This window comes from Halomonas llamarensis (assembly GCF_023555005.1).
Taxonomy (GTDB): domain Bacteria; phylum Pseudomonadota; class Gammaproteobacteria; order Pseudomonadales; family Halomonadaceae; genus Vreelandella; species Vreelandella llamarensis.
In genome coordinates, this window is sequence record NZ_JAMJPJ010000014.1 from 42813 (window position 1) to 69394 (window position 26582).

26 protein-coding genes and 4 tRNA genes are annotated in these 26582 nt (G+C 55.8%); 13 read left to right on the forward strand and 17 right to left on the reverse strand.

Annotated elements, in window-relative coordinates; genetic code table 11:
* Positions 1 to 82: 82 nt before the first annotated feature.
* On the forward strand, positions 83 to 1783 hold the full coding sequence (locus M8006_RS09950) for a methyl-accepting chemotaxis protein (protein WP_250081741.1): 1701 nt from the start codon (positions 83 to 85) through the stop codon (positions 1781 to 1783).
* Positions 1784 to 1846: 63 nt separating this feature from the next.
* On the opposite strand, the gene M8006_RS09955 is transcribed toward M8006_RS09950, so the two are convergent.
* The 8 genes from M8006_RS09955 to grxD form a co-directional block, all read right to left on the reverse strand.
* Positions 1847 to 2569 carry a Crp/Fnr family transcriptional regulator gene (locus M8006_RS09955; protein ID WP_250081742.1) on the reverse strand — a complete coding sequence of 241 codons (723 nt, stop codon included), beginning with the start codon at positions 2567 to 2569 and terminating at the stop codon, positions 1847 to 1849.
* A gap of 195 nt (positions 2570 to 2764) precedes the next feature.
* Complete coding sequence (locus M8006_RS09960; RefSeq protein WP_250081746.1) at positions 2765 to 3208, reverse strand: YcgN family cysteine cluster protein; 444 nt, start codon at positions 3206 to 3208, stop codon at positions 2765 to 2767.
* A 111-nt stretch (positions 3209 to 3319) separates the two neighbouring features.
* Positions 3320 to 3625, reverse strand: a complete 306-nt coding sequence (locus tag M8006_RS09965; protein ID WP_250081749.1) for a YcgL domain-containing protein — start codon at positions 3623 to 3625, stop codon at positions 3320 to 3322.
* A complete protein-coding gene (gene rnd / locus M8006_RS09970; protein WP_250081817.1) occupies positions 3622 to 4782 on the reverse strand; it encodes a ribonuclease D in 1161 nt (386 codons plus the stop codon). Before rnd ends, M8006_RS09965 begins: the two co-directional genes overlap by 4 nt.
* Positions 4783 to 4829: 47 nt before the next feature.
* A complete protein-coding gene (gene recR, locus M8006_RS09975) occupies positions 4830 to 5435 on the reverse strand; it encodes a recombination mediator RecR (RefSeq protein ID WP_250081752.1) in 606 nt (201 codons plus the stop codon).
* 3 nt (positions 5436 to 5438) lie between these two features.
* Positions 5439 to 5765: a YbaB/EbfC family nucleoid-associated protein gene (locus tag M8006_RS09980; protein ID WP_250081753.1), complete on the reverse strand. Its 327-nt coding sequence runs from the start codon at positions 5763 to 5765 to the stop codon at positions 5439 to 5441.
* Between the two features lie 75 nt (positions 5766 to 5840).
* Positions 5841 to 7649: a DNA polymerase III subunit gamma/tau gene (dnaX, locus tag M8006_RS09985; protein WP_250081754.1), complete on the reverse strand. Its 1809-nt coding sequence runs from the start codon at positions 7647 to 7649 to the stop codon at positions 5841 to 5843.
* Between the two features lie 113 nt (positions 7650 to 7762).
* Entirely contained in the window at positions 7763 to 8113 is a 351-nt protein-coding gene (gene grxD / locus M8006_RS09990) for a Grx4 family monothiol glutaredoxin (RefSeq protein ID WP_250081756.1), read from the reverse strand.
* Between the two features lie 172 nt (positions 8114 to 8285).
* On the opposite strand from grxD, the gene argF reads away from it, so the two are divergent.
* Positions 8286 to 9203, forward strand: a complete 918-nt coding sequence (gene argF / locus M8006_RS09995; RefSeq protein WP_250081758.1) for an ornithine carbamoyltransferase — start codon at positions 8286 to 8288, stop codon at positions 9201 to 9203.
* Positions 9204 to 9263: 60 nt separating this feature from the next.
* Here the strand turns inward: argF and M8006_RS10000 are convergent.
* Positions 9264 to 9339: transfer RNA gene (locus tag M8006_RS10000), tRNA-Ala, on the reverse strand.
* Positions 9340 to 9497: 158 nt separating this feature from the next.
* Between M8006_RS10000 and uvrY the strand changes: the two genes are divergently transcribed.
* The 7 genes from uvrY (at position 9498) to nadB (ending at position 14757) form a co-directional block, all read left to right on the forward strand.
* Positions 9498 to 10154, forward strand: a complete 657-nt coding sequence (gene uvrY, locus M8006_RS10005; protein WP_250081760.1) for a UvrY/SirA/GacA family response regulator transcription factor — start codon at positions 9498 to 9500, stop codon at positions 10152 to 10154.
* 55 nt (positions 10155 to 10209) lie between these two features.
* On the forward strand, positions 10210 to 12024 hold the full coding sequence (gene uvrC, locus M8006_RS10010; RefSeq protein WP_250081762.1) for an excinuclease ABC subunit UvrC: 1815 nt from the start codon (positions 10210 to 10212) through the stop codon (positions 12022 to 12024).
* A 124-nt stretch (positions 12025 to 12148) separates the two neighbouring features.
* Complete coding sequence (gene pgsA / locus M8006_RS10015) at positions 12149 to 12697, forward strand: CDP-diacylglycerol--glycerol-3-phosphate 3-phosphatidyltransferase (protein ID WP_250081765.1); 549 nt, start codon at positions 12149 to 12151, stop codon at positions 12695 to 12697.
* An 80-nt stretch (positions 12698 to 12777) separates the two neighbouring features.
* A tRNA-Gly gene (locus M8006_RS10020) sits at positions 12778 to 12852 on the forward strand.
* A 10-nt stretch (positions 12853 to 12862) separates the two neighbouring features.
* A tRNA-Cys gene (locus M8006_RS10025) sits at positions 12863 to 12936 on the forward strand.
* A 30-nt stretch (positions 12937 to 12966) separates the two neighbouring features.
* A tRNA-Leu gene (locus M8006_RS10030) sits at positions 12967 to 13053 on the forward strand.
* A gap of 117 nt (positions 13054 to 13170) precedes the next feature.
* Positions 13171 to 14757, forward strand: a complete 1587-nt coding sequence (gene nadB / locus M8006_RS10035; protein ID WP_250081767.1) for an L-aspartate oxidase — start codon at positions 13171 to 13173, stop codon at positions 14755 to 14757.
* Here nadB and M8006_RS10040 read toward each other — a convergent pair.
* Complete coding sequence (locus tag M8006_RS10040; RefSeq protein WP_250081769.1) at positions 14731 to 15150, reverse strand: hypothetical protein; 420 nt, start codon at positions 15148 to 15150, stop codon at positions 14731 to 14733. The genes nadB and M8006_RS10040 overlap by 27 nt on opposite strands.
* Entirely contained in the window at positions 15110 to 15403 is a 294-nt protein-coding gene (locus M8006_RS10045) for an FAD assembly factor SdhE (protein WP_250081771.1), read from the reverse strand. The genes M8006_RS10040 and M8006_RS10045 overlap by 41 nt, the downstream gene beginning before the upstream one ends.
* A gap of 235 nt (positions 15404 to 15638) precedes the next feature.
* Here M8006_RS10045 and M8006_RS10050 point away from each other — a divergent pair, with 235 nt between their 5' ends.
* From M8006_RS10050 to lapB, 3 genes are all read left to right on the forward strand, one after another.
* On the forward strand, positions 15639 to 15935 hold the full coding sequence (locus M8006_RS10050) for an integration host factor subunit beta (protein ID WP_179930287.1): 297 nt from the start codon (positions 15639 to 15641) through the stop codon (positions 15933 to 15935).
* Positions 15936 to 16025: 90 nt separating this feature from the next.
* Positions 16026 to 16331 (forward strand): LapA family protein, encoded by a 306-nt coding sequence (locus M8006_RS10055; protein WP_250081773.1) that lies wholly within the window; start codon positions 16026 to 16028, stop codon positions 16329 to 16331.
* Positions 16332 to 17531, forward strand: a complete 1200-nt coding sequence (gene lapB / locus M8006_RS10060) for a lipopolysaccharide assembly protein LapB (protein WP_250081776.1) — start codon at positions 16332 to 16334, stop codon at positions 17529 to 17531. It abuts the gene before it with no gap.
* 17 nt (positions 17532 to 17548) lie between these two features.
* Here lapB and pyrF read toward each other — a convergent pair whose 3' ends face one another.
* Entirely contained in the window at positions 17549 to 18280 is a 732-nt protein-coding gene (gene pyrF, locus M8006_RS10065) for an orotidine-5'-phosphate decarboxylase (protein ID WP_347709756.1), read from the reverse strand.
* 187 nt (positions 18281 to 18467) lie between these two features.
* On the opposite strand from pyrF, the gene M8006_RS10070 reads away from it, so the two are divergent.
* A complete protein-coding gene (locus tag M8006_RS10070; RefSeq protein ID WP_250081778.1) occupies positions 18468 to 18740 on the forward strand; it encodes a ComEA family DNA-binding protein in 273 nt (90 codons plus the stop codon).
* Positions 18741 to 18749: 9 nt separating this feature from the next.
* On the opposite strand, the gene M8006_RS10075 is transcribed toward M8006_RS10070, so the two are convergent.
* The 5 genes from M8006_RS10075 to prpB form a co-directional block, all read right to left on the reverse strand.
* On the reverse strand, positions 18750 to 20234 hold the full coding sequence (locus tag M8006_RS10075) for a bifunctional 2-methylcitrate dehydratase/aconitate hydratase (protein WP_250081779.1): 1485 nt from the start codon (positions 20232 to 20234) through the stop codon (positions 18750 to 18752).
* Between the two features lie 138 nt (positions 20235 to 20372).
* Positions 20373 to 21551 carry a 2-methylaconitate cis-trans isomerase PrpF gene (gene prpF / locus M8006_RS10080; RefSeq protein ID WP_250081781.1) on the reverse strand — a complete coding sequence of 393 codons (1179 nt, stop codon included), beginning with the start codon at positions 21549 to 21551 and terminating at the stop codon, positions 20373 to 20375.
* 84 nt (positions 21552 to 21635) lie between these two features.
* A complete protein-coding gene (acnD, locus tag M8006_RS10085) occupies positions 21636 to 24251 on the reverse strand; it encodes a Fe/S-dependent 2-methylisocitrate dehydratase AcnD (protein WP_250081783.1) in 2616 nt (871 codons plus the stop codon).
* A gap of 102 nt (positions 24252 to 24353) precedes the next feature.
* Positions 24354 to 25481 (reverse strand): bifunctional 2-methylcitrate synthase/citrate synthase, encoded by a 1128-nt coding sequence (gene prpC, locus M8006_RS10090; RefSeq protein WP_250081784.1) that lies wholly within the window; start codon positions 25479 to 25481, stop codon positions 24354 to 24356.
* Positions 25482 to 25578: 97 nt separating this feature from the next.
* On the reverse strand, positions 25579 to 26484 hold the full coding sequence (gene prpB / locus M8006_RS10095; RefSeq protein ID WP_250081786.1) for a methylisocitrate lyase: 906 nt from the start codon (positions 26482 to 26484) through the stop codon (positions 25579 to 25581).
* Between the last annotated feature and the right edge of the window lie 98 nt (positions 26485 to 26582).

The following is a 26582-nucleotide window of genomic DNA, read 5'->3' on the forward strand; positions in this document are numbered from 1 at the left end:
CGGAAAGTAATACCTTTACGCCTAATAGTTATACAGAAATACTTTAATAAGTAAAAACATTGTACAATAAAGGTATAGCATAATGCGCGATAATGGAGCAGTGACTCAGCGGGAGCATGTCCTGGATGACGGCGATGTTCTGATCTCAAAAACCGATAGCCAAAGCCATATTCTTTATGCCAATCAAGCGTTTATCGGTATCAGCGGATTCGACTACGATGAGCTTTACCACGCCCCACACAATATCGTTCGCCATCCGGACATGCCGGAAGTCGTATTCAAGGATATGTGGAACGACTTGCAGGCGGGAAAATACTGGTCAGGGTTGATCAAAAACCGGCGAAAAAACGGCGACCATTACTGGGTCCGTGCCAACGTGGTCCCCTTACGCGAAGGTAACAAAGTGACTGGCTTTTGCTCCATTCGTATTAAACCGAGCCGTCAAGAAGTGGCGCAGGCCGAAGAGGTATACCGTGATATTCGCGAGCAGGGCGGGCGCTTTGAGGTCAAACACGGCGTCGCGTATCGCCGCTCCCTACGCCGACTCATGCCGATCAACTTTAGAAGCATGCGTGTCAAGTCCGTTTTTTCGGCCATTGTCGGGTTTGGGCTTTTCAGTGGGTTAGGTATCGCCGCCTCTATCACACTATCCCAACTTGCACCTCAAAGCAGCGCAGGTATGACATTCCTCGCGCTTAGCTTGTTGGGTGGCTTAGGTGTCGGCGCATGGCAGCTGTTTAACAGCTTGCGCAACCGACGTTTTATGTACACAGCCAACGATTTCGCGCTTCAACTCGCAGCCGGCAACTTAGAAGCCACGATACCCCGCATGGGCAAAAGTGAAATGGACAAAACGTTAGGCACCATGAACTTTATGCGCCGCTCGCTTGAAGCGCTTATTGGCGACCTAAACACACGGGTTGATCTTGTTCGTCCTGCTGTTGAAAGCCTCTCGAAGGGCAACGATGACATGGCCGCCCGCCTAGAGCAGCAAGCATCGGCGGTACAGCAAACGGCAGCAAGCGCTGAAGAGATCTCCTCTACTGTCGCGCAAAGTGCCCACAACGCGACCCAGGCAAGCAACGCCTCTGTGGGTAACGTCAATGAAGTCGACCATACCAGCCAAGTGATGGGTAATCTTGCGAACGCGATGGAAGAGATCACTCAGCACGCCAATAATATGGCCGGCATTGTCAGCACCATCGACACCATTGCGTTTCAAACCAATATTCTGGCGCTCAATGCCTCAGTCGAGGCGGCGCGGGCAGGTGAGCATGGGCGCGGTTTTGCGGTGGTTGCCGATGAAGTGCGCAAACTTGCCAGTCAGTCTGCCGATGCGGCGAAGCAAGTGCAGGGGCTGATTGACCAAGCGCGCAAGAGCATTCATGGCGGCCAAGCCCAGGCAAATGAAGCCACCGACGCTATGGAAAAAATCCGCTCGGCAAGCCACCGGGTGAATGACCTCATGGGGGAAATTACCGCGGCAACTCACGAGCAAAGCCAAGGCATTAGCCAGATCAGTAGCGCCATTAATGACATTGACCAAAGCACACAGTCTAGCGCCGCCAGCATGGGTACCTACAAAGATGCCACAACGGAACTTGCCGAACAGATTCGTGGGCTTTCGCATAGTGCCATGGCATTTTTAAATGAGCGTGAATGGCATGCATATGGCCAGGCATTGCCAAGCGCCAATAGCCAGGCGTCGCTCCCGCGTGGCGAAGCGCCTCATTCACACCGTTTAGGCCGAGACACCCCCGAAGCCGAATGGGCCGAGTTTTAAATAGCGATAATGCCAAAACGACCTTTTTTTGCCCGGCAATGCTAGCTGACGCATGTAAGTGGCTTAACGCTGTGCATCCGCCAACAGCCCCGAAAACGAATGAATGACCACTTCGCGGTTGGAAAATGTCGCGATGTGGTCTGTTTTCAACCGGCGGAGGTGGCGATTGACGGTTTCAGGGGCAAGATCCAGATAGCTTGCAATCTCAATTTGTGACAATGGCAACGCAAACCGTTCGGCGGCCTTACCGTGCCCTTTCAAACGCGTCGATAAATCAAGCAGAAAGCTTGCCAGTTTATTAGCGGCGCTGCGCCCATAGATTAATTCAAAACGACGCTGACGCTGACGAAGCTGACGTGCTGTTTTTAGCAGTAAGGCTTTTTGCACACTGTGATGGCGCAGCCCAAATAACGTTAACTTGCCGTATGGAATGCGACAAATAAACGTTTTATCCGCCGCCACTAGCGAGTTGGTCACGTGAGTATCACCAATCGCCTCAAGACCGACCACTTCGCCAGGCAAATAAATATCCAAAAGCTGATAAGGTCGCCCCGAGTCAGCACACGCTACCTGTTTAATAAGCCCGGAGCGCGCCATCAACAACGTGCGAAAAGTCTCTCCCGCTTGCACAATCACGCTGTCGTGCTCAAACGGTAACGGCCGCTCAATGAGTTGATCAAATGACTCTAGTGCCTGGCGCGGCAAGGCGGACGGAAAACAAAATGCCCGCTGCCCACAAAAGTGACAGCTCACATGCGGCACTTGATGGCTATCTGTGATGCTCACACTGACGTGTTCCCCTGACGCTGGATCCTAACTGCACCCGCAAACGACATATCACTAGCAGCCCCACTACTCGGCCACTCACTATTGGTGCCACCTTAACTTATAGTACTCGCTTCATGGTATTAGTTCTTAAAGTGCTGGTCTTCTTGCATGAAAGCCTAAGCGAAGGCGTCAGGTGGAGCACAGAGGAGATCGTTACATCGGCAGGATGGCAATAATGTGCTCTTCAAGCTTATCTTCTGACACGCTATCTTGCGACACTGCAAAACCGCGCACGCTAATGCCTTTGCGGTGAACGCGCTCGGCATCGTTACTCAGCAGTGGATGCCACCCGGCTAATTTGCGTCCTTCCGCCACGCGTCGGTACGCACAGCTTTGGGGCAGCCAAGTAAACTCCTTCATCAGCGCCGGTGTCAGCTGCGTGCAGTCGGGTACGCTATCAAAGCGATTTTCATAGTCACTGCATTGGCAACTTTGGGTATCGAGCAAGCGGCAAGCCACGTTCAGCACGGCAAGTTCCTGCGTATCTTCGTCGTGCAGCTTAAGAAGACAGCACTGGCCACAGCCATCGCATAGCGCTTCCCACTCTTCAGCCGTGAGCTCCTCAAGCGAATAGCGCTCCCAGAACCGTTCTCTCATACTATTTTCCACATGCTATTTCCCACATACTTTCTCCCACATACTCTTTCCCGCTTACTCTCGCACATAGCCTCTGCCACGCACCTTCTCCCACGTGCTTCTGCTCGGCGTTTAATAGCGTGCTTCGGTTGGCGCTCGGTAAAGGTCGAGTAGGTAGTCTTCTTTGGCAGGCGGCATCTGAAAATAGAAGCCCTGCTCGCGAATTGCCGCCATGACGTCGGCCGCTTTGGCGCGTGAAAGCGGCTGATCAGGCGTCAGCAACATCGTTATCACCGGCACCGGTTGACCAAAACGCGCCATGAGTGCGTCGGGCACATCGGCAACACCGTTGCGCTTTTCAACATATAGATACATCTCTTCTTTGCGAGCGCTTTTGAAGACTTCACAGATTAGACGATCAGGCGCGTTGTCAGTCATTTTGATTTTTCCTGCAAAACGTGTTCTTGTAAAACGTACTCTTGCAAAACATCGTTAAGCGACGGATTAAGGCATTCGCCGCGCCACCCAACAGGCATCGTCAGCGGCTCATGCGCCAACGACTGCATGACAAGCTGTTCAATATCGCGACGACGCATCAGCATTTCGGGCGCGACACCCAGCGCATTTGCTTGCGCGGTAATGGCTTTTTTCAATGCCTTAAAAAGCGGCTTAAACGGCGGCCGAGCCGGGTCAGGCCAAGCGGCAGGTAGTGCATCATCAGGGCAATCATGTGCCTGTTTGACCAACGCTAAGAGTGTGTCGCCCTCTTTTTTTACCAGCGGTGGCTTAACGCCTTCGACCTTGGCCAGTTCAAAGCGATTTTTTGGCATCGCTTCGGCAATGGCGAATAGCACCTTATCGCTCACTAGCCAATTGCGAGGTAAATTACGCTGACGCGTTTCGCCTTCGCGCCATGTTGTCATCCGGCGGTAGGCCTCTATCTGGCGAGGAGTTAGGCGCCACAGCTGGCGCTGGCGAGCAAACCACTGATCAGAGCTGCCCACTTGGGCTTGATTTAGTATCGCCTGGCACTCTTGCTCTACCCAACGCAGGCGGCCGAGTGCGTGAAGCTTAGCCTCTTGCTGTGCCCATACGTTAAGCAGATAGATCACATCCAGCGCGGCATAGCAACACTGGGCTTCGCTCAAGGGGCGCTCTAGCCAATCGGAGCGAGTTTCTTCTTTGGGCAAGGTTTCGCCCGTCCAAAACTCCACTAGTTTCTGATAGCCCATCCCCGGATTCTCAGAAAGAAACCCCTGGGCGACTTGCGTATCGATCAACGGCGTTGGTAAGACGTCAGCCCAGCGCTTAAACACATCCAAATCTTCGCTGCTCGCGTGGAGCAGCTTGATTGGGCCGCTTTCCAGCAGCGCTTTAAACGCTGGCGTACAGTCGGTGGTGAGCGGGTCGATAAGATAGGCCGTTTCATCGCAGGCAAACTGAATCAGCGCCGGTACCGGGTAGAAAGAATTCTCACGGAAAAACTCGGTATCCAACGCGATCACGTCAGCGCCAGCCATATTTTCACAGGCGGCGTCTAACGCTTGCGGCGTGTCAATCCAATGGTAGGAGGGGGAGGCAATAGACAAAAGCAGAATTCCAAGTGGTTGTGCTGACAGGCACGCATCGAGTGCAAGAGCGATTATTCGCTGGAAAAAGGCAGCCGGCCGTTGAAAGCGCGGCTTAACGTGCCGCCATCGACGTATTCAAGCTCGCCACCCATGGGGACGCCATAGGCTAAGCGCGAGAAACGCACGCCGTAATCGTTAAGCTGTGTGGCGATATAATGCGCGGTAGCCTCCCCTTCTACGGTAGGGTTGGTCGCTAACACAATTTCTTGGATCACCCCTTGCGCGACTAAGGCTTCCAACTGTTCTAAGCCGATGGCTTCGGGTCCGACGCCGTCGATGGGCGAGAGGTGCCCATGAAGAACGAAATAACGCCCGTGAAAACCGCCCGCCTCTTCAATGGCCAGCTGGTCGGCAGGCGATTCTACGACACATAACAGCGCATCATCACGCCGCGGGCTTTCACATAGGGCGCAAAGCTCGGCTTCGGTTAAGGTACGGCAGCGCTGGCAGTAGCCAACCTCATCGATTGCCTGCTCAATGGTCGTCGCTAGCCGTTTGCCGCCGTCGCGTTCACGCTCTAGCAAGTGCATGGCCATGCGCTGAGCCGTTTTCGGCCCAACGCCTGGAAGCACGCGAAATGCTTCCATAAGCTGCTCGACAAGAGGGGAGAAGCGCATCGCTTAAAACGGCATTTTGAACCCCGGCGGCAGATCAAGCCCCGAGGTAGCGTCTTCCATTTTCTGTTTGGAACTCACTTCGACTTTACGCACCGCATCATTTACCGCCGCGGCGAGAAGATCTTCAAGCAATTCCTTGTCTTCTTCCATAACACTTGCATCAATGTCGACATCAATCACATCGTGTCGCCCGTTCATGGTTACCTTCACCATACCGGCGCCCGCTTCGCCCAGCACTTCAGCATTAGCCACTTCTTCTTGGGCACGCTGCACTTTCTCTTGCATCTCTTGGGCCTGTTTCATCAGGTTGCCCATTCCACCTTTCATCATGACGTTATCTCCATCTTCACAGTCAATCGGTCAGTTATACTAGCAATACGGTTAAAATTAGCACCGGGCCCAGGGTCAACGCGCCGAGCGCACGGGTTTAACGCTTGATTCTATCAGCTTTGCCCCGAAGGCTTGCTTAAGCTTTTGAATATGAGGATCACGGCTCAGGGTATCAACCGCGTGAGCGTAGCGCTCTTGAGCTTGTCGCTCTTCGCGTTGATGCGGTGTTTCTTGCGATGTATCTAGCGCTTCGACGTGAAACGTCACTTGGCGTTCAATCCCCTGAGCGCTTAATGCTTTGGCGATGCGAGTCTGGTGAATCTCAGCTTGCATCGCGGCTTGGCTCGGCGCCAAGCGCAGCACTAACGTCATGCCATCGTCGCTTTCACACTGGCAGTTGGCGGCAAGGTTGCGCGTTAAACCCCCTAAGCCTAGGGCGTCAAACATGGCGAGCCACTTGGCGTGGTTCAACCGCTCAGGCTCGCCTTCCTGCGTCGGTTCGGCAGGCTCGGGGGCGGCACTCGGCACGATAGGTAGCGGCTCAGGCTGAACGTCCGGTTCCGGCGCGGGCTGAGACTCTGGTGCTGGCTCGGGTTCAGCTAATGGCGGCTCGGGTGGTGCAGGCGTCTCACCAGCCCAGGGCGGTGGCTCCGATGGCGCCGAAGTTGGCGCTTCCGTAGAGGCCGGTGCGGAGGCTGCACTTTCGGGCACTGATTGCTGTGACGGTGTTTCCTGCGACTGCGGTTTTAAGGGCAGCGGCGTTTGCGGGGGTTTAGGCACGCCTTGGGGACGAAACGCCAGCATACGCAGTAGCGTCATTTCTAATGCACTACGCAAGTCTGGGGCGTGCACCATATCACCGCGCCCTTGAATACCGATTTGATAATAGAGCTGTACGTCTTCAGCCATAAAGCGCGAGGCCAATGCGATCACAGTTTCGCGATCCCCGTGGCTGTTGTCCACCGCATCGGGCACCATTTGCGCCACTGCAAGGCGGTGCAAAATCGCCGTGACGTCATCGAGTACAGCGGCAAAATCCGGCCCCTGTTCGGCCAGCTGAGCGACCTCACTCAACAACCGCGCCACGTCCACCTCCGCCAGCGCATCAACCAGCGCCAACACATGGCGATGATCAAGCGTACCTAGCATGGCCGCCACATCGCCGTGGCGAACTTCGCCTTGGCCAAAGGCAATGGCCTGATCGGTCAAGCTCATGGCATCGCGCATGGAGCCCTCTGCGGCCTTGCCAAGCAGCCACAGGGCACTTTCTTCAAACGCAACGCCTTCCACTGTAAGCACATGCTGAAGGTGTTCGACCACCCGCTCCGGCGGCATGTGTTTCAGGGTGAACTGTAAACAGCGCGATAGCACCGTCGGAGGGAGTTTGTGCGGGTCGGTCGTGGCCAACAGGAATTTAACGTGTGGCGGCGGTTCTTCGAGGGTTTTCAGCAGCGCGTTGAAGCTGCTAGTCGAAAGCATGTGCACCTCGTCAATGAGATACACCTTATAGCGCCCCTGAGTCGGCGCATATTGAACGTTGTCCAGAAGCTCGCGAGTGTCTTCGACTTTAGTCCGCGAAGCCGCATCGACCTCAATCAGGTCAACAAAGCGCCCCTCGTCAATGGCGCGACAGCTATCACACTCGCCGCAAGGGGTTGAGGTCACACCTTCATCACCACGGCCGTTCGCCGTGCAGTTTAGACACTTCGCCAGAATCCGCGCGAGGGTGGTTTTGCCCACGCCGCGAGTGCCAGTAAAGAGGTAGGCGTGATGCAAACGTCCTTGGTCAAGCGCATTGACCAAGGCACGCTGTACATGGGCCTGGCCCACAAGCTCGTGAAATGTGCGTGGCCGCCACTTACGGGCCAGAACCTGATAGCTCATTGAGCAAATATCCTTTGGCGGGCTGAAGTGCCTAACGGCAACGACATAAAAGCCGCTATTCTAGCGGCTACGCGTAAGCCCGCCAACCGCCGACGCAGAAGGCGTTTGCCAAGTTACGTGTTATCGCTATTTTCGGCACTACTCGCCCGCTCGCCGGCGGCTTTAACGAGTTTTTCCAGCTCGCCGCTTTCGTTCATTTCCATCACGATATCGCAACCGCCAACCAGCTCGCCTTCCACCCAAAGCTGCGGGAAGGTTGGCCAGTTAGCGACTTTCGGCAGCTCGGCGCGAATATCAGGATTATCCAATACGTTAACGAACGCAAAGCGCTCGCCGCAATTCATCAGCGCCTGAACGGTCTGTGCCGAAAAGCCGCACTGGGGAAGCTGCGGCGTGCCTTTCATGTAGATCAAAATCGGATTTTCACTAATCTGCTGCTGAATATTTTCTACCGTGGTGCTCATACCAACTCCTCGTTTTCTGACGGGTATGTTACGACAGCCTCATACTTGACGACGTCACCAATACTTGACTGAGTTACTGGGCCTTAGCCTTGGTGACCATTCTACGCACGCCGTGCGCGTTGCGCATCCCCTGCCGCCTCGCTAGGATAGTGTTTTTGCGCGGAGAGTGACCATGGCGACACGCCATTTTCTGACCCTGTTGGACCTAAACCCCGATGAGCTGAGCTATCTCATTCAGCGGGCCATCACCATCAAAAGCAACCTCAAGGCGCAAGGGCCAAACTATGCACCGCTCCCTAACCGCACGCTGGCGATGATTTTTGAGAAATCCTCCACGCGCACACGAGTGTCATTTGAAACAGCGATGGCGCATTTTGGCGGCCACGCGTTGTTTCTTTCTCCGCGCGATACTCAGCTAGGCCGCGGCGAGCCGATTGGTGACACCGCTCGCGTACTGTCGGAAATGGTCGACGCGATAATGGTTCGCACCTTCTCCCACGCAGGCCTAGAAACGTTCGCCGCCGCAAGCCACGTCCCCGTGATCAATGCACTCACTGATGACTACCACCCGTGCCAACTGCTCGCCGATGTCATGACGTGGACAGAGCTTCGCGGTAGCGTCCAAGGGCGTACGGCGGTATGGATCGGCGACGGCAATAACATGTGCCATTCATGGATCAATGCGGCCCGCCAGTTCGATTTCAACCTGCGGATTTGCTGCCCGAAAGGCTATGAGCCCAGCGCCGACATCATGGCCGCTGCAGGTAACCGGGTAACGCTGACACACGATCCGCAAGTGGCGGTTCAAGGCGTCGACCTGATCACCACTGACGTATGGGCATCAATGGGACAAGAGGAAGAGCAAGCGAAGCGAGAAGCTGATTTTGCCGACCTTCAAGTCACGGAGGCCATGCTTGACCAGGCCAAAGAGGACGCACTGTTTCTCCATTGCCTACCCGCCCACCGCGGTGAAGAGATCAGCGCAACGCTGCTTGACGACCCGCGTGCAGTGGTCTGGCAAGAAGCTGGCAACCGTCTTCATGCCCAGAAAGCGCTGATTGAGTTTCTGCTACTCGGGAAAGTTAGCTAAAAGGCATTAGCTAACAAAAAAACCGCCCGACTTCAAAAAAAATCGGGCGGCTGTAACATTTGGTGGAGCCTAGCGGGATCGAACCGCTGACCTCGACACTGCCAGTGTCGCGCTCTCCCAGCTGAGCTAAGGCCCCTAATAAAAACTGCTGCTTGAAACAGCGCGAGGAATAATACGTCGCCAATTGAGCCCAGTCAAGCTTTTCGCGCTGTTGTCTAAGCGCTAATTCTCCTTTACTTAACCCTATGGCACTATTTAACCCTACACCGCCTAAGCCAAACTCAGGAGTCGCCCTTGATCAACGTTCTCATCGCCGATGATCACCACCTGGTCAGAACCAGTATTGCTCACCTGCTAAATCAAGAGGGCGACATCCGCATTGTTGGCGAAGCCGACGATGGCGAGAGCGCTGTCGCCCAAAGCCAACGATTAAGGCCTGATATAGTGTTGATGGATATACGCATGCCAGGCATTGGCGGTTTAGAAGCCACACGGCGACTTCACCGCGGCATGGAAGACATTCGCGTGTTGATATTGACCGCCCACATGGAGGATAACGTCGCACGAAAAATGCTCGAAGCGGGTGCTACCGGCTTTTTAAGCAAAGGCGCCGAGCCTGCCGAAATGATCGCTGCCATCCGTCAGGTATTTCACGGCAACCGCTATATTAGCCAAGAGATCGCACAACGCCTTGCCCTATCGAATTTTGCCCATCAAGATAATCCTTTCGCCCCGCTTTCGCACCGCGAACTGCAAATCGCATTAATGATTGTTAACTGTCAGCGTATCCAAGAGATCTCTGACCGCCTACACCTAAGCCGCAAAACGATCAATACTTATCGTTATCGCCTGTTCGACAAGCTCAGGGTCGGCACCGATGTGGAATTGACGCATCTTGCCCTGCGCCACGGGCTGGTCGAGGGCTTCGATACCGCCGAAGCGGCACCATAAAACCTGTTAGACTGCTGCCAAGGTGACAAACCTAAACAGTAGGAACGGGCGATACATGAGCTTCAATGCCAAACAGTTTTTAACCACGGTAAGCGCCTCTCCCGGTGTTTACCGTATGCTCGACGAGAGCGGCAACACCCTGTACGTGGGCAAGGCGAAGCGCTTAAACACGCGCCTCTCAAGCTATTTTCGTGGCAGCTTAAACACCAAAACGCAGGCCATGGTAAGCCGTATTGCGGATATTCAGCTCACCGTCACGCGCAGCGAAACCGAAGCATTACTGCTAGAACAAACGCTTATCAAAGAGCTACGCCCTCCCTACAACATTCTGCTACGCGACGATAAGTCCTACCCGTTCATTTTTGTCAGCGATCGCCATCCGTTTCCTGCGCTGGAGTACAAGCGTGTCCGCCAACGACGAAACGATGGCCGCTATTTAGGGCCTTACCCGAGTAGCGGCGCCGTGCGCGAAAGCCTAGCACTGATGCAGAAAATTTTTCGCATCCGCAACTGTGAGGATAGCGTCTTCGCTCACCGCTCACGGCCCTGCCTGCAGTACCAAATCGAGCGCTGCAGCGCGCCCTGCGTGGGGTATATCTCCGAGCAGGAATATCGCCGCGACGTCGAGCACGCCATCATGTGCTTAGAGGGCAAAAGCGAACACGTGACTCAAGCGCTCAATGACGCGATGGAAACCGCCAGCCAAGCGTTGGATTTTGAGGAAGCCGCACGCCTTCGCGACCAGGTTCAGCACCTTCGTCAACTGCAGCAGCGCCAGTTCGTCGATAACGAGCGTGGCGAAGCCGATATTTTTGCCCTGGCCCAACGCCCTGGCGGGCTAGCCGTTTCCATTCTTAGCGTGCGCGACGGCCGCATGCTTGGCGCTCGTCATCACACCCCCAAAAACGACTTGGATTTCGCCCCGTCGACGCTATTAACCGAAGTGGTCAGCCAGTACTATTTAGGTCAGCCTCACGAAGTGCCGGCCGAAGTCATTACGAGCTTGGCGCTGAATGACAGCGAGCTGCTTGCCGATGCCCTTTCTCAGCAAGCAGGCAAGCGCGTTCGCGTCACTCACCAGGTGCGCGGTCATCGCGCTCAGTGGCAGCAACTGGCCATCACCAACGCCGAACAACAGTTAGCGACCAAGCTTGCTAGCCACCAGCAAATGAGCGAGCGCTTCCAAGCGCTCCAACAAGCGCTCGCGTTAGCGCAGATGCCTGAGCGTCTTGAGTGTTTTGATATTAGCCATAGCCACGGTGAAGCCACGGTGGCGTCTTGCGTAGTGTTTGACCACAACGGCCCGCGCAAAAGTGATTACCGTCACTTTAAAATCGAAGGCGTTGCCGCCGGAGATGACTATGCGGCGATGGAGCAGGCGCTTACGCGCCGCTTGAAGCGAGTAAAAAGCGGTGAAACGACCCCGCCTGATATTCTGATCGTCGACGGCGGCAAGGGGCAGCTGAACATGGCGCGAGGCGTGCTCGAGCGGTTGGGACTTCCCACGATCACGCTGCTTGGCGTTGCCAAGGGCAGCACACGTAAAGCAGGGCTAGAAACGCTGTTTCTCTCCACACCGGAACAGCCGTTAGCTCTCGACTCAACCTCGCCTGCCCTGCACTTAATCCAGCATATTCGTGATGAATCGCACCGCTTTGCCATCGCCGGTCACCGCGCGCAGCGGGACAAAGCGCGGCGCACGTCGACACTGCAAGAGATTGAAGGTATCGGCCCAAAACGGCGGCGTGAGTTATTACGCTTTTTTGGTGGCTTACAAGGGGTGCAAAAAGCTAGCCGCGCAGAGCTTTCCCGCGTACCTGGGATCAGTGAAGCCTTGGCAGACACGATTTATCAGGCTCTGCACGGTTGACGTACGACATGATTAACGTACCACATGATTAAAGTGCTACTGAGCATGGATGCTGTCGCTTAAGGGGGATAGAATAGCCCCCAACCGCTCTTCTTTTTGTCTTTGGCAAGGATCGCAGCCTGCGATGAATATACCCAACATCCTCACACTCATCAGAATCGCTTTTATTCCGCTTCTGGTCGTCCTGTTTTATCTACCTTTTAGTTGGAGTATGCCCCTTGCTGCCGTTTTCTTTGCACTAGCATCAATCACCGATTGGCTAGATGGCTACCTTGCTAGACGCTGGAATCAGTCGACCCCGTTTGGCGCTTTTCTCGACCCGGTTGCCGATAAGCTGATGGTGGCTATCGCACTGGCCTTGCTGATTGAGCGTTTTGATACTTGGTTTCTTACCCTACCCGCGCTGGTAATCATCGGCCGGGAAATTGTGATTTCAGCGCTGCGTGAATGGATGGCCGAAATGGGCAAACGCGCCTCAGTGGCGGTCTCCTGGATCGGCAAACTCAAAACCACCCTACAAATGGTGGCTATCTTGATCCTGATTGCCTTCCCGCCGGGGCATACGCTTGCCTTGCTGGGCGTCGCCACGCTCTTTATTGCAGCTGCGCTTACGCTCTGGTCGATGATTCAATACCTTAGGGCCGCTTGGCCGCATTTGAGTCGCTCAATGTGAGGCGATACTAAGCAGCTCCATAAGCGCGATTAAGTCATTGACAAAACAGGCGCAGCGCGTATAATTCGCTTTCACGTCAAGCGGGAATAGCTCAGCGGTAGAGCATCGCCTTGCCAAGGCGAGGGTCGGGAGTTCGAATCTCCTTTCCCGCTCCAACGACGTTTAGGCTGGATGGCAGAGTGGTTATGCAGCGGACTGCAACTCCGTGTACGCCGGTTCGATTCCGACTCCAGCCTCCATTTTTTGTGCAACGACCCTCTCGATGCACCGCCCGGATGGCGAAATTGGTAGACGCAAGAGACTTAAAATCTCTCGGGGGAAACCCCGTGCCGGTTCAAGTCCGGCTCCGGGCACCATGAATACTACCCTCCTTCAATAAGTTCTCCTGTATTGCTGCATTTTCACCTTACGCTTTGCTGACATTGCCACTATGGTGTGAATGAACATCAATCGGGCGCAATAGGAGCGGACAAATGAGCACGTCTCAATCCGACGTTTTAATTATCGGCGGCGGTGTCGCCGGCCTTACCTTGGCACTGACCCTTGCAGAACGCTTTCACGTCGTGCTCGTTCGCCCCGCCCAAGATGACCAAGGCGCCAGCCGCTGGGCACAAGGGGGAATCGCTGCCGTGCTTTCGCCAGACGATAACCTTGAGGCTCACGTTCAAGATACCCTTATTGCCGGCGATGGCTTGTGCGACGAACGCGCCGTGCGCTTCACCGTAGAGAACGGCCCTGCCGCGATACATTGGTTGATCGACAACGGCGTGCCCTTTACCCCCGATACGGCTCCCGATGCGCGCTACGCCTACCACTTAACCCGCGAAGGCGGGCACAACGCACGGCGCATTATTCACGCAGATGACGCCACCGGCAAGGCCGTCGTCGAAACGCTGAATCGCCAAGCGTCAGCGCATCCGCATATCACTCAACGTGATGATGTCTCAGTCATTGACCTGTTAAGCGATGATAACGGTGCTTGTTGTGGCGCCCATGCTATTAATGCCATTGGCAATGCACATACCCTGCTGGCAAGCCACACAATACTCGCAACTGGCGGCGCCAGCGGGCTTTATCAACATACCACCACACCGACTCCCAACAGCGGCGAAGGCATGATGATGGCGGCTTCGTTGGGAGCGACACTGATGAACCTTGAATTTCAACAGTTTCACCCTACCTGTCTATATGACCCCGAAGGCCCGGCGTTTCTGATCAGTGAAGCGGTAAGAGGCGAAGGGGGAAAGCTATTGAACGAGGTCGGCGAGCGCTTTATGCCTGCCGTGGACGCTCGCGCCGAGCTTGCACCCCGCGACATTGTCGCACGCGCCATTGATGCCGAAATCCAGCAGAGCTCACGCGGCCATGTTTGGTTGGATATACGCCATTTGGGCGCCGAGGCTATTCACCACCACTTCCCAACGATCTTCGCTCACTGCGTGTCTCGGGGGATGGATATTACCCGCGACCCCATTCCCGTCGTACCGGCGGCACACTATAGTTGCGGTGGGGTCGCAACCGACCTGTGTGGCAGAACAAACGTGACGGGCCTGTATGCGATTGGCGAGGTAGCTTGCACAGGGCTTCATGGCGCCAACCGTATGGCCAGCAACTCTTTGTTAGAGTGCTTGGTTTTTGCGCGGAGTTGCGCCGCGACCTTACTGGCGACCCCTCCCAATGCCACCACGCACGCATTAGCCAGCTCTAACGTCACTCGGCTACGTGCTGACGCCTCTTTCGACCGTGTGGCTTTAGCCGAGCTGCGCGCTACCATGCGCGCCACCATGAGCCAGCATGTCGCGATTGTTCGACGTATTGAAGGGTTGGAAGTAGCGTCGCATCAGCTAGCAACACTTGAAACCCAATTACTCGCCTTAGATCCTGAAAGTCTACATCCAGAAAGCCGCCGCTTCTGGCATAGCTTGAGGCTCGCACGGCTGACGGTCTTAGCCGCCCAGCAGCGCCATGAATCGCGGGGGTTGCACTACTCGCCTGACTGGTCTCATCACGCTAAAACGCCACGACCTTCTCGTCTAACGCTGAGGGATATACAGCAATAGGCGCCGAAGCTGACGTTGAGCGTCGCCAGGCGCGCTATCCGGCCATAGCCACAAACGCTCTCCCCCCACGTTGAGACACAAAAGTCGTGGTCCTAGGTAGTCGCAACGCAAGGCTTGGAGGTGGCCGACTTCTCCATTGGCATATACCCAGTGGCTTTGTATACCTCCGCCACGCTCGACAACCCAAAGCGTGCGCGATAACGGCTGTTGCCAGCGCCAACCACAAAACACTCGCCAACCCAAAAAACCTAGCGCCAAGCTTGCCACGCCTATCACCGCGACAAGCTCTAAGCGCCATACAGCCAGCAGAACACCCCCCGCCCACAGCCCTACGCCACTTGTACGCCGCCAACTAGAGGGTGCGATGGGCAGAATTATCGGTTGATTCGGCATGTTCGACAATCATCTTAACGATGCGCCTTAAAGTGGCATTACTCGGCCATTCACGACGCATTAGCCAACCAAACAAGTCCTGGTCTTCTTCTTCGATCAACTGCTGAAAAGCAAGCTGATCTTCTGCACTTAGACTGTCATAACGCTGTTGCAGGAAAGGAATCAGCAGCAGGTCAAGCTCCCACATGCCACGACGGGAGTGCCAATAAAGCCGCTTACGTAAGATCGCTTCGGGTGATGTGTCGTCGCTCAACTTAAGCCCCACTGCGTTAAATAAATGTATGGTGAGTATACCTGAGCATGAAAGTCGCGCCAGCCGCATTGCTCACCTATTCTATGAGTAGCATAGCGCTTTTCTCTAGTACCTTGTTTTATCTGGCTTGTTTGTTTTACCCGAATTGTTTTATGTCGCTCTGCGCAGTATGCTAAACGACACAATGAAATTGCGAAGCGCGCCACGGCCTATCACGTTCGCATGGAGCTAACCGATGACTAAATCTGAACTAATCGAACAAATTGCAATGCGTCAGCCGGAGCTATCCGCTAAAGAAGTTGAAACTGCCGTTCGCCTCATACTCGACGATATTACCGACACCCTTTCTAGTGGTGGGCGCGTTGAGATACGCGGCTTCGGCAGTTTTTCGCTGCATTTTCGCGAGCCACGCACAGGCCGAAATCCCAAGACCGGCGAGGCAGTGGCGTTGGATGGCAAATACGTACCGCACTTTAAGCCCGGTAAGGAGCTGCGCGAGCAGGTCGATGCAAGTCGTGCGCTGGGTTATTAATGCAGGCTCTTTGACCTTCTGCGTGGTGACGCGCAGCCAAGAGTCATACACAATAGACATACTGCAAACGTCACAGACTAGGAAATTCACATGCGTTGGATCAAAGGGCTTATTTTAGCCGTTATTCTGCTTGTGGTGCTGTTGGTCGGCATCCTCTTTGCCGTTAACAACCAGAAAACCATTGGCTTAGACCTGATCTGGATTGAGCTCCCCCCCGTCTCACTCTCTGTCTGGCTGCTCGCAAGCCTTGCAAGCGGCGTCATTGTCGGCATGCTCGCGATGCTTGGTGTTTATGCTCGCCTCAAAGCACGCCTGGCGCGCGCACAGCGCTACAGCAAGCAGCAGCAAAAAGAACTTGATCGCCTTCGCACCCAGGAGCTTAAGGAACTGACCTAAATGATGGATGCCGTGCTGCTAGGCGTTTTGTTGGCAGCCGTTGCCATAGGCTATGGATTGGGCTATCGGCAAGCGCTGCAGCGCAAAAAGCCAACGCCGACGGCATCTTTCCCTACGCTTTCGCGCGACTACTTCGTTGGGTTGAACTACCTGCTTAATGAGCAGCCTGATCAAGCCATTCATACGTTTATACAAGCGTTAGAAGTCAACAGCGAGAATATTGATACCCACATTGCGCTGGGCAAACTGTTTCGCACCCGTGGCGAAGCCGATAAAGCTGTCAGCATTCATCAGAATTTACTGGCTCGCCCCGCGCTAACGGCCTCGCAAAACGAACAGGTTCAACTCGAGCTTGCCCGGGATTTCATTTCGCTTGGCGTGCATGATCGCGCTCAGCGGCTATTGAGATCGGTCATCGACCAGACGCAGCAAGATGATCACCGTATTACGGCCAAGCGGTTGCTGGTCGATTTGCTAGAGCGTGAAAAAGCGTGGCAAGAAGCCCTTGATACCACCCTCCCCATGTTGAAGCTGCAGCCCAAAATGCGCACGCCTGCCGCACACTGGCTGTGCGAGATTGCACAAGAAGAGATAGGCCAAGCTAGCCGTGCGCTAGCCAAACGCCACTTGAAAAAAGCCCTGCAGCTAGATAACCAGTGCGTACGTGCCAACTTATTACTCGCCGAGCTGGAAGTGGATAACGGCCACCATCGCCAAGCGATGGCGCGACTTAACGCCATTCCCCATCAGTCACTTGCGCACATTCCAACCATGCTCCCTGCGTTGAAGCGCGCTTACTGGCGATCCGGCGACACAGCTGGGTTCGAACAACACTTGTTAGCCCTGCTTGACCTGGCGCCGCTCACCAGCGTGATTGTCAGCCTGAGCGAAGTCGTTCACCAGCGCGCCGGGGTCGAGCGTGCTATTGAGGTCACTGGTGAACATTTGCAACACGCCCCCCGTTTAGGTGGGCTAGACCACCTCATTGATCTGTATATGGAAAGCCAGCAACTAAGTGGCCGCGAACACCCAGATAGCCGTTTGTTACTGCTCAAACACCACACCCAGGCACTACTTAAAAACCGCCCACGCCACCGCTGTCATCACTGTGGCTTTAGCGCCGAGACGCTGCATTGGCAGTGCCCTAGCTGTCGCCGCTGGGGTACAGTCGAACCCATTATCGGCGTGGAAGGTGAGTAATGACGAGAGCGATACGGCTAGCGTTCGGCGAGCTCGGCTTCAATGGCGGCTAAAGCCGCCATGGGGTCGGACGCTTCGGTCACGGGCCGACCCACGACAAGATGCGTGCTCCCCGCCTGCATTGCCGCACCGGGCGTCATGATGCGCTGCTGATCATTCGCGGCAGCAAAACTTGGGCGAATACCCGGGGTAACTTTCAAAAATCCTTTACCGCAACACGCGTTTAGCGCTTTGGCTTCTTGCGCGGAGCACACCACGCCTTCCATACCGCTGTCTTGCGCCAAGCGTGCCAAGCGCTCGACTTGTTCCGCAGGCGATGCAGCAACACCCACTTCGTCTAGATCTTCGGCGCTCATACTCGTCAGTACCGTGACGGCAATTAGGTGCGTCTGAAGCCGCTGAGTTTGTAAACGCTCGGCGGCGGCTTGCATCATTTTTCGCCCACCACCGGCGTGGACGTTGACCATCCACACGCCCTGCTCCGCGGCGGCTTGTACAGCACTCGCCACGGTATTAGGAATATCGTGAAATTTAAGATCTAAAAACACCTCAAAGCCGCGCCCATGTAACGCCTCAAGCACGGCGGGGCCGCTGCGTGTGAATAGCTCTTTACCCACTTTCACACGGCAGCGAGTGGGATCAAGCTGGTCCGCCATGCACAACGCCGCATCAAGCGAGGGGTAATCTAGCGCAATAATCAGAGGAGATTGAGAAAGAGGGGTTTGAGAAAGAGGAGATTGAGTTGCCACGCGAGGGCTCCATTGCAATGACGATTTCAACGCAGTATATCAGTCTCATCCTAGCTGTAATCCCCGTACTACAAACAATTAAGCGTTGGCTTACATGACCTGTCGCCAATTTCGTACAGCAATTTCACCATATTCCGCTAAATTAATAATGCCAACTTGAGTACCACTTTTCACTGAGGGATTTTTTATGCGCATTAAGGGATTTTTGGCGGCACTACTGCTTAGCTTAAGTCTGGGTCTTTCGAACGGCGCTTTTGCTCAGCAAGTCGCCCCGATCGACGTTAATACGGCCGATGCGGAACTTCTCGCCGAACTCCCAGGCATTGGCCCCAGCCGAGCCGGGGCGATCATTGAAGAACGCGACACCAATGGCGAATTCACCACTGCCGAAGATCTCGAGCGAGTTAGCGGCATCGGCCCGGCGACGGTTGATAACATCCGTGATCAAGTGGCGTTTTAACGCTTACGCTTAGATCATCCACTGCTGCATAAACGTCGGCACCGGCATATCAGCCAGGGTGTCGGCGTTTTGGCATTGGGCCAAAATAGCCTCACCGCGCTGTTTGGGAAACCGGGTGGCGAGGTTTTGGGCAAATTTCTCCACCAGTAGCGGCAACCCCTCTTCGCGCCGACGACGATGCCCGACGGGGTACTCCACCACCACTTTATCGGTCGCGCTGCCATCGGTGAAAAATACCTGCACGGCATTGGCAATCGAGCGCTTCTCCGGGTCGTGGTACTCCTCAGAGTAGCGCGGGTCTTCGACTACCTGCATTTTTTCTCTGAGCCGATCAATCTCTGGGTGCGCGTTGTGAAAGCCGTCTTCGTAATGATCTGCTGTCAGCGCGCCAAAGATAAGCGGCACAGCCGTCATATACTGTAAACAGTGGTCGCGGTCAGCGGGATTCGCAAGCTGCCCGGTTTTGGAAATAATCCGAATCGCCGAGTCGTGCGTGGTGATTTCCACTCGATCAATGTCGTCGATGCGATTTTTGACTTCAGGGTGCAGCGTAATCGCCGCCTCGCAGGCCGTCTGGGAGTGAAACTCGGCAGGAAAGGAAATCTTGAACAGAATATTTTCCATCACGTAGCTACCGAACTCGCGCTGGAAACGAAAGCGCCGCTCCTCTTCGGGCTTGGTTGCCAAGTCCTTGTTGCTGTGGCTAAACAGGACGTCGTAAAAACCCCACTGCGGCGCTGTTAGCGCGCCAGGGATGCCCATTTCCCCGCGCATGGCGATATCTGCCAAGCGCACCGCGCGCGAAGTCGCATCGCCCGCCGCCCAACTTTTACGCGAACCGGCGTTGGGAGCATGGCGATACGTGCGCAGGCTTTGGCCATCGACAAAGGCATGAGACAGCGCCGAAAGAAGTTGCTCGCGGTTAGCACCCATCATGTTTGCCACCACCGCGGTTGAGGCCACCTTGACCAGCACCACGTGATCGAGCCCTACCCGGTTGAAGCTATTCTCCAGCGCCAACACCCCTTGGATTTCATGCGCCATCACCATCGCATGCAGCACATCCTTCATGGTTAACGGCGCATCACCGTTGGCAATACGCTGCTGGGAAAGATGATCGGCGACGGCAAGAATCGCGCCTAAGTTGTCAGACGGATGCCCCCACTCGGCGGCAAGCCAGGTGTCGTTGTAATCCAGCCAACGCACAATAGCGCCGATATCCCAGGCGGCTTTCACGGGATCCAAGCGATAAGACGTACCCGGGACATGCGCCCCGTGCGGCACGATCGTGCCCTCCACTAGCGGGCCTAGGTGTTTGGTACACTCAGGGAAACGTAGCGCCAGCAGCCCGCAGCCCAACGTATCCATTAGGCAATAGCGGGCCGTATCTAGCGCCTCGGGCGACGGCGAATCAAAATTAAGGACGTAGTCGGCGATTTTTTGCAGCTCAACATCGTACTCAGGGCGTTCATTCACCTCGGACGTAGCGGTCATGACACGGCTCCTTATTGTTTGACGAAAAATCGTTTGAAGAAAAGTCGTTAGATTGAAACGGGTTTACGCTTTAATTTTCAGTATGGTGTCCCAGTGCCTAAGACGCCAATCCCCCACGTTTAAGGCGATTAAACGCGGTTAAAAACTATCACCCGGCACGCACACAACCCCTTCCATCAGCACGCGAGCGCTGCGACTCATGACCGCCTGATCGATATTCCAGCGACCGTCTATTAAGCTCGCCTCGGCGCCAACCTGCAAACTGCCGGAGGGGTGGCCGAAGGTGACAGCGTGACGCTTGCCGCCACCCGCCGCTAGGTTGACCAGTGTGCCTTCAATCGCGGCGGCCGCGCCGATGGCCACCGCCGCGGTGCCCATCATGGCGTGGTGAAGCTTACCCATAGAGAGCGCGCGTACCAGCAAATCCACATCGTCGGCGTTAACTGCTTTTCCGCTAGAAGACGTGTAGCTTTTGGGCGGTGCCACGAACGCCACCTTGGGCGTGTGCTGACGATTGGCCGCTTCGGCCACGTCGCTAATCAACCCCATCTGGAGCGCACCGTAGGCGCGAATGGTTTCAAACCGGGGCAACGCATCGGGGTCGCCGTTGATCGCCTCCTGCAGTTCCGCGCCGGTGTAGCCAGCATCTTCTGCGTTAATAAATACCGTAGGGATCCCAGCGTTGATCATCGTCGCCTTGAGCGTGCCAACGCCTGGCACCTCCAGATCATCGACCAAGTTACCCGTGGGGAAAATCGCGCTTTCACCATCGGCCGGGTCCATGAACGCCACCGGCACTTCCGCCGCCGGGAAGGTCACACCGTCGAGTTCGAAATCGCCGGTTTCCTGCACTTCGCCGTTCGTGATCGGCACTTTGGCAACGATGGTCTTTTTGATATTGACCTGCCAAATACGCACATCTACCACGCCGTTTTCCGGAATGCGCGCCGACTCCACTAAGCCATTACGGATAGCAAAAGGGCCAACAGCAGCGGATAAATTGCCGCAATTACCGCTCCAGTCGACGAACGGCTTATCGATAGAGACCTGGCCGAACAAATAATCCACGTCGTGTTCCGGCGATTCACTTTTGGAGAGAATCACGGTTTTACTCGTGCTTGAGGTCGCCCCGCCCATGCCGTCGATCTGCTTTTGGTACGGGTCGGGGCTGCCGATCACGCGCAGTAGCAGCTTATCGCGTGCCTCGCCCGGTTTTTGTGCTGCTTCCGGCAAGTCGGTAAGGTTGAAGAAGATACCTTTACTGGTACCACCGCGCATGTAGGTCGCGGGAATTTTCATTTGCGCAACGGAAGACATAAGACACTCCAAGGCTGAATAGATAACAAACACCCGGCACGCAAGGTACCGGGTGAGAGAAAGCAACGTAACGCTCACATACCGTTAAGCGGTAACCGCAGAGGACTCCAAAAAATCCTCTGCGAAACGCTGCAGCACGCCACCCGCGGTGTAAATCGTGAGTTCCTCGGCGGTATCCAAGCGGCAAATCACCGACACACGCTCGACATCGCCGTTTTGTCGGTGAATCACCAGCGTTAGCTCCGCACGTGGCGCCGCTTTGCCTTCCACGTCGAACACTTCGGTGCCGTCGAGGTTCAGCGTATGGCGTGTGGTACCCGACTGGAACTGCAGTGGCATAACGCCCATGCCGATCAGGTTAGTGCGGTGGATACGCTCGAAGCCCTCGGCAACGATGGCCTCGACACCGGCCAGCGCCACGCCTTTAGCGGCCCAATCGCGCGAGGAGCCCTGACCGTAATCATCCCCGGCGATGATAATCAGCGGCTGGCGACGCTCCATGTAGGTTTCAATCGCTTCCCACATCCGCGTGACCTTGCCTTCCGGTTCAACGCGAGCCTGCGAGCCCTGCTTTACCTCGCCGTTTTCATCGCGCACCATCTCGTTAAACAATTTGGGGTTAGCGAGGGTGGCACGCTGGGCGGTCAAGTGATCACCACGGTGCGTCGCATAGGAGTTAAAGTCCTCCTCCGGCAAGCCCATTTTGTCCAAATACTCACCCGCAGCACTGTCCAGCATAATCGCGTTAGACGGCGAGAGGTGATCGGTGGTGATGTTATCCGGCAGAATCGCCAGCGGACGCATGCCCTTCAAATTGCGCTCACCCGACATCTTGCCTTCCCAGTACGGCGGGCGTCGAATGTAGGTACTCTGCGCGCGCCAGTCATACAGCGGATCGGTTTGCGTCGCGGCACTCTTATCCAGATCGAACATCGGGATGTAGGTCTGACGGAACTGCTCAGGTTTCACCGCCGTTTTGACGATGGCATCGATCTCTTCGTCGGCGGGCCAAATGTCTTTCAGCGTAACGGGATTACCGTCGGCATCATGGCCAAGCACATCTTTTTCGATATCAAAGCGGATCGTACCGGCGATAGCGTACGCCACTACCAGCGGCGGCGAGGCGAGAAACGCCTGCTTGGCGTGGGGATGAATGCGCCCGTCAAAGTTACGGTTGCCCGAAAGCACGGCCGTGGAGTAGAGATCGCGGTCGATGATTTCCTGCTGGATTTTAGGGTCCAGCGCACCGGACATACCGTTACAAGTCGTACACGCGTAGGCCACCACGCCAAAGCCGAGATCTTCCAGCTCGTTCATGAGCCCCGCGTCTTCCAGGTACATCTTGACGGTTTTTGAGCCCGGCGCCAGAGACGACTTCACCCACGGCTTGCGCGTTAGGCCGAGCTTATTGGCGTTGCGCGCAATCAGCCCCGCCGCGACCATATTGCGTGGGTTGGAGGTATTGGTGCAGCTGGTGATCGCCGCGATAATCACCGCGCCATCGGGCATCAAGCCGTTCTTCTCGTCTTCGCGCGCCTGATCGAGACCCACCGCGATACCTTGATTGACAAGCTCGCTAGTCGGAAGCTTAGCGTGCGGCTTGGAGGGGCCGGCCAACGTGCGTGACACGCTGGAAAGATCGAACTCCAACACCCATTCGTACTCGACGGCTGCCAGGTCACTCGCCCAAAGGCCAATGTGCTTGGCGTACTTTTCGACCAGCTCGACCTGGTCGTCGTCGCGGCCGGTCAGCTTTAAGTAGTCGATGGTTTGGTCATCGATATAGAACATCGCCGCCGTGGCGCCATATTCCGGCGTCATGTTGGAGATCGTGGCGCGGTCTCCCACGGTTAGGCTGTCAGCGCCTTCACCGAAGAACTCCAGGTACGCGCCGACCACTTTGGAGTCGCGCAGGAATTCGGTAATCGCCAGCACCATATCGGTACCGGTCACGCCCGGTTGCAGCTTGCCGGTGAGCTTCACGCCGACGATATCGGGCAGGCGCATCATTGAGGCACGCCCGAGCATCACGCTCTCCGCTTCAAGGCCGCCCACGCCCACTGAGATAACGCCCAACGCATCGACCATGGGGGTGTGGCTATCGGTACCTACACAGGTATCGGGGAAGGCCACGCCATTTTGCTTTTGCACCACCGGCGACATCTTCTCCAGATTGATCTGGTGCATGATGCCGTTGCCGGGCGGGATCACGTCGACGTTCTCGAACGCGGTCTTGGTCCAGTTGATGAAGTGGAAGCGGTCATCGTTACGACGATCTTCCACCTGACGGTTTCTCTCGAAGGCGTCCTTCTCGAAACCAGCATGCTCGACGGCCAACGAGTGATCAACGATCAGCTGCGTAGGCACCACCGGATTGACCTTGGCTGGGTCACCACCCCTCTCGGCGATGGCATCACGCAGGCCCGCGAGATCCACAAGCGCGGTCTGCCCCAGAATGTCGTGGCACACCACGCGCGCCGGGTACCAGGGAAAGTCCAGCTCGCGCCTGCGTTCGATCAGCTGCTTGAGCGAATCGGTCAGCATGTCCGGTTCGCAGCGGCGTACCAACTGCTCGGCCAGCACGCGGGAGGTATAGGGAAGCTTGGCATAGGCGCCGGGCTGAATAACGTCGACGGCCTCACGCGCGTCGAAGTAATCCAGGTCGGTGCCGGGTAGGGGTTTACGGTATTCGGTGTTCATAACGGAAAACTCACGGCGAGAAGGTAGGGTCAGACTCAGCCCGCTCCCAGCAGCGCCTGGCTGCTGGGAGGAGGATCAAGCGGCGATTCATTCAACGGCGAATCAGTCGCGCTGCTCGATCGGCACCCATTCGCTCTTCTCGGGGCCGGTATAGTCGGCGCTCGGACGAATGATGCGGTTGTTGGCGCGCTGTTCGAAGACGTGCGCCGCCCAGCCGGTCACCCGCGACATAACAAAGATCGGCGTGAACAGCTTGGTCGGGATACCCATGAAGTGATACGCACTGGCATGGAAGAAGTCCGCGTTACAGAACAGCTTCTTCTCGCGCCACATCACCTCTTCACAGCGCACAGAGACCGGATACAGCACGGTGTCGCCTACATCTTTGGCGAGTTTTTCTGACCAATGCTTGATGATCTCGTTGCGCGGGTCAGAGGTGCGGTAGATCGCATGACCAAAGCCCATGATTTTTTCTTTGCGCTCGAGCTTGCCCATCATTTCGCGCTCGGCTTCTTCCGGCGATTCCCAATCCTCAATCATCGCCATCGCGGCTTCGTTAGCGCCGCCATGCAGCGGGCCACGTAACGAACCAATAGCGCCAGTAACACAAGAGTGAATGTCGGAAAGCGTCGAAGCACATACGCGGGCGGTGAACGTCGAGGCGTTGAATTCGTGCTCAGCGTAAAGAATCAGCGATACGTTCATAACATCGGCGTGCAGCTTGCTCGGCGCTTCGCCGCGCAGCAGGTGCAGGAAGTGCGCGCCGACCGAGTCGTCGTCGGTCTCGGTCTCGATACGCACACCTTCGTGGGTGAAGCGATACCAATAGCAGATAATTGACGGCAGCACGGCGACCAAGCGGTCGGTGGCATCTTGCTGCTCGTCGAAGCTTTGCTCGGTTTCCAGGTTACCCAGCATGGAGGCGCCGGTGCGCATCACGTCCATCGGGTGCGCGTCTTTCGGGATCTGCTCAAGCACGGTTTTCAGCGCCGACGGCAGGCCGCGCTGGCTTTTTAGCTTAGCAATGTAGGCGTCAAGTTCGGCTTGATTCGGCAGCTTGCCTTTAAGCAGCAGGTAGGCCACTTCTTCGAAGGTGGCTTTTTCCGCTAGCTCTTTGATATCAAAGCCGCGATAGGTCAGGCCTGAACCGGTCTGGCCCACAGTACATAGGGCGGTTTCACCGGCGCTTTGGCCACGTAGTCCTGCACCACCGATTTTCTTATCTGACATGCTACGTACTCCTTTAAAAGGTCATCGCTTCATCACGCTATATCGCGTGATGCGCTTTATTGTTGGTTACGTATCCGTTAATGGAATCGTTATCGAGTTATTCGTTGCTGCCTTTTTCGGCGAACAACGCATCCAATTTCTGCTCAAAGTCGTGGTAGTTCAAAAAGTCGTAGAGCTCTTCGCGGGTCTGCATGATATCGACCACGTCTTTTTGATGGCCGTTATCCAGAACGCTCTGGTAAACCTTAAGAGCGGCGGCGTTCATGGCGCGAAACGCGGAAAGCGGATACAGCACCATACGACAACCAACGTCACCCAGCTCTTGCTGCGAGAACAGCGGTGTCGCGCCAAATTCGGTAATGTTGGCCAGAATCGGCGCGTCGACGCGCTCGCAAAACGCTTTGTAATCTTCCAGCGTGTGCACGGCTTCGGCGAAGATGGCGTCAGCACCTGCTTCGATACACGCCTGTGAGCGCTCAATAGCGGCATCCAAGCCATCTTTTTGGAAGGCATCGGTGCGCGCGATCAGGTAAAAATCCGGGTCGATGCGCGCATCGGCGGCCGCCTTGATGCGGTCGACCATCTCCTGCTTAGAAACGATCTCTTTGTTGGGGCGATGCCCACAGCGCTTCTGGGCGATCTGGTCTTCTAAATGCACGGCGGCGACACCGGCACGCTGCATTTCTTTAACCGTGCGCGCGATGTTGAACGCCCCACCCCAGCCGGTATCGATATCGACCAGCAGCGGCACGTCAGTGGCGCCGCAAATACGGTGAGCGTCTTCGACCACGTCATTCATGGTGGTCATGCCCAAATCCGGCAAGCCGAAAGAGGCGTTGGCCACGCCACCGCCGGAGAGATAAATCGCTTGGTGACCGACACGCTCGGCCATCATGGCAGTATAGGCGTTGACGGCGCCGAGAATCGGTAGCGGGCGGTTAGCCTCTAAGGCAGCACGAAAGCGCGCGCCTGGTGTTTTGGATGACGCTTTTAGCGTTGTCATGCGGTGTCTCCTGTCCTGTTTTTCTTAACATCTTTCTTAACATCTTTCTTAACATCGCGACGGCTTTTGGGCCGTTATTTTTCGGCTGCTATCTGGAT

Excerpts from the sequence above, each read along its gene's own strand:
- M8006_RS10050 (WP_179930287.1), top strand. The coding sequence starts at position 15,639 with ATGACTAAATCTGAACTAATCGAACAAATTGCAATGCGTCAGCCGGAG.
- M8006_RS09950 (WP_250081741.1), top strand. The coding sequence starts at position 83 with ATGCGCGATAATGGAGCAGTGACTCAGCGGGAGCATGTCCTGGATGAC.
- M8006_RS10070 (WP_250081778.1), top strand. The coding sequence starts at position 18,468 with ATGCGCATTAAGGGATTTTTGGCGGCACTACTGCTTAGCTTAAGTCTG.
- uvrC (WP_250081762.1), top strand. The coding sequence starts at position 10,210 with ATGAGCTTCAATGCCAAACAGTTTTTAACCACGGTAAGCGCCTCTCCC.
- recR (WP_250081752.1), bottom strand. The coding sequence starts at position 5,435 with ATGCGCTTCTCCCCTCTTGTCGAGCAGCTTATGGAAGCATTTCGCGTG.
- pgsA (WP_250081765.1), top strand. The coding sequence starts at position 12,149 with ATGAATATACCCAACATCCTCACACTCATCAGAATCGCTTTTATTCCG.
- M8006_RS10075 (WP_250081779.1), bottom strand. The coding sequence starts at position 20,234 with ATGACCGCTACGTCCGAGGTGAATGAACGCCCTGAGTACGATGTTGAG.
- argF (WP_250081758.1), top strand. The coding sequence starts at position 8,286 with ATGGCGACACGCCATTTTCTGACCCTGTTGGACCTAAACCCCGATGAG.
- M8006_RS09960 (WP_250081746.1), bottom strand. The coding sequence starts at position 3,208 with ATGAGAGAACGGTTCTGGGAGCGCTATTCGCTTGAGGAGCTCACGGCT.
- lapB (WP_250081776.1), top strand. The coding sequence starts at position 16,332 with ATGATGGATGCCGTGCTGCTAGGCGTTTTGTTGGCAGCCGTTGCCATA.
- M8006_RS10040 (WP_250081769.1), bottom strand. The coding sequence starts at position 15,150 with ATGCCGAATCAACCGATAATTCTGCCCATCGCACCCTCTAGTTGGCGG.
- nadB (WP_250081767.1), top strand. The coding sequence starts at position 13,171 with ATGAGCACGTCTCAATCCGACGTTTTAATTATCGGCGGCGGTGTCGCC.
- dnaX (WP_250081754.1), bottom strand. The coding sequence starts at position 7,649 with ATGAGCTATCAGGTTCTGGCCCGTAAGTGGCGGCCACGCACATTTCAC.
- M8006_RS09965 (WP_250081749.1), bottom strand. The coding sequence starts at position 3,625 with ATGACTGACAACGCGCCTGATCGTCTAATCTGTGAAGTCTTCAAAAGC.
- grxD (WP_250081756.1), bottom strand. The coding sequence starts at position 8,113 with ATGAGCACCACGGTAGAAAATATTCAGCAGCAGATTAGTGAAAATCCG.
- prpB (WP_250081786.1), bottom strand. The coding sequence starts at position 26,484 with ATGACAACGCTAAAAGCGTCATCCAAAACACCAGGCGCGCGCTTTCGT.
- M8006_RS10055 (WP_250081773.1), top strand. The coding sequence starts at position 16,026 with ATGCGTTGGATCAAAGGGCTTATTTTAGCCGTTATTCTGCTTGTGGTG.
- prpF (WP_250081781.1), bottom strand. The coding sequence starts at position 21,551 with ATGTCTTCCGTTGCGCAAATGAAAATTCCCGCGACCTACATGCGCGGT.
- M8006_RS09980 (WP_250081753.1), bottom strand. The coding sequence starts at position 5,765 with ATGATGAAAGGTGGAATGGGCAACCTGATGAAACAGGCCCAAGAGATG.
- prpC (WP_250081784.1), bottom strand. The coding sequence starts at position 25,481 with ATGTCAGATAAGAAAATCGGTGGTGCAGGACTACGTGGCCAAAGCGCC.
- acnD (WP_250081783.1), bottom strand. The coding sequence starts at position 24,251 with ATGAACACCGAATACCGTAAACCCCTACCCGGCACCGACCTGGATTAC.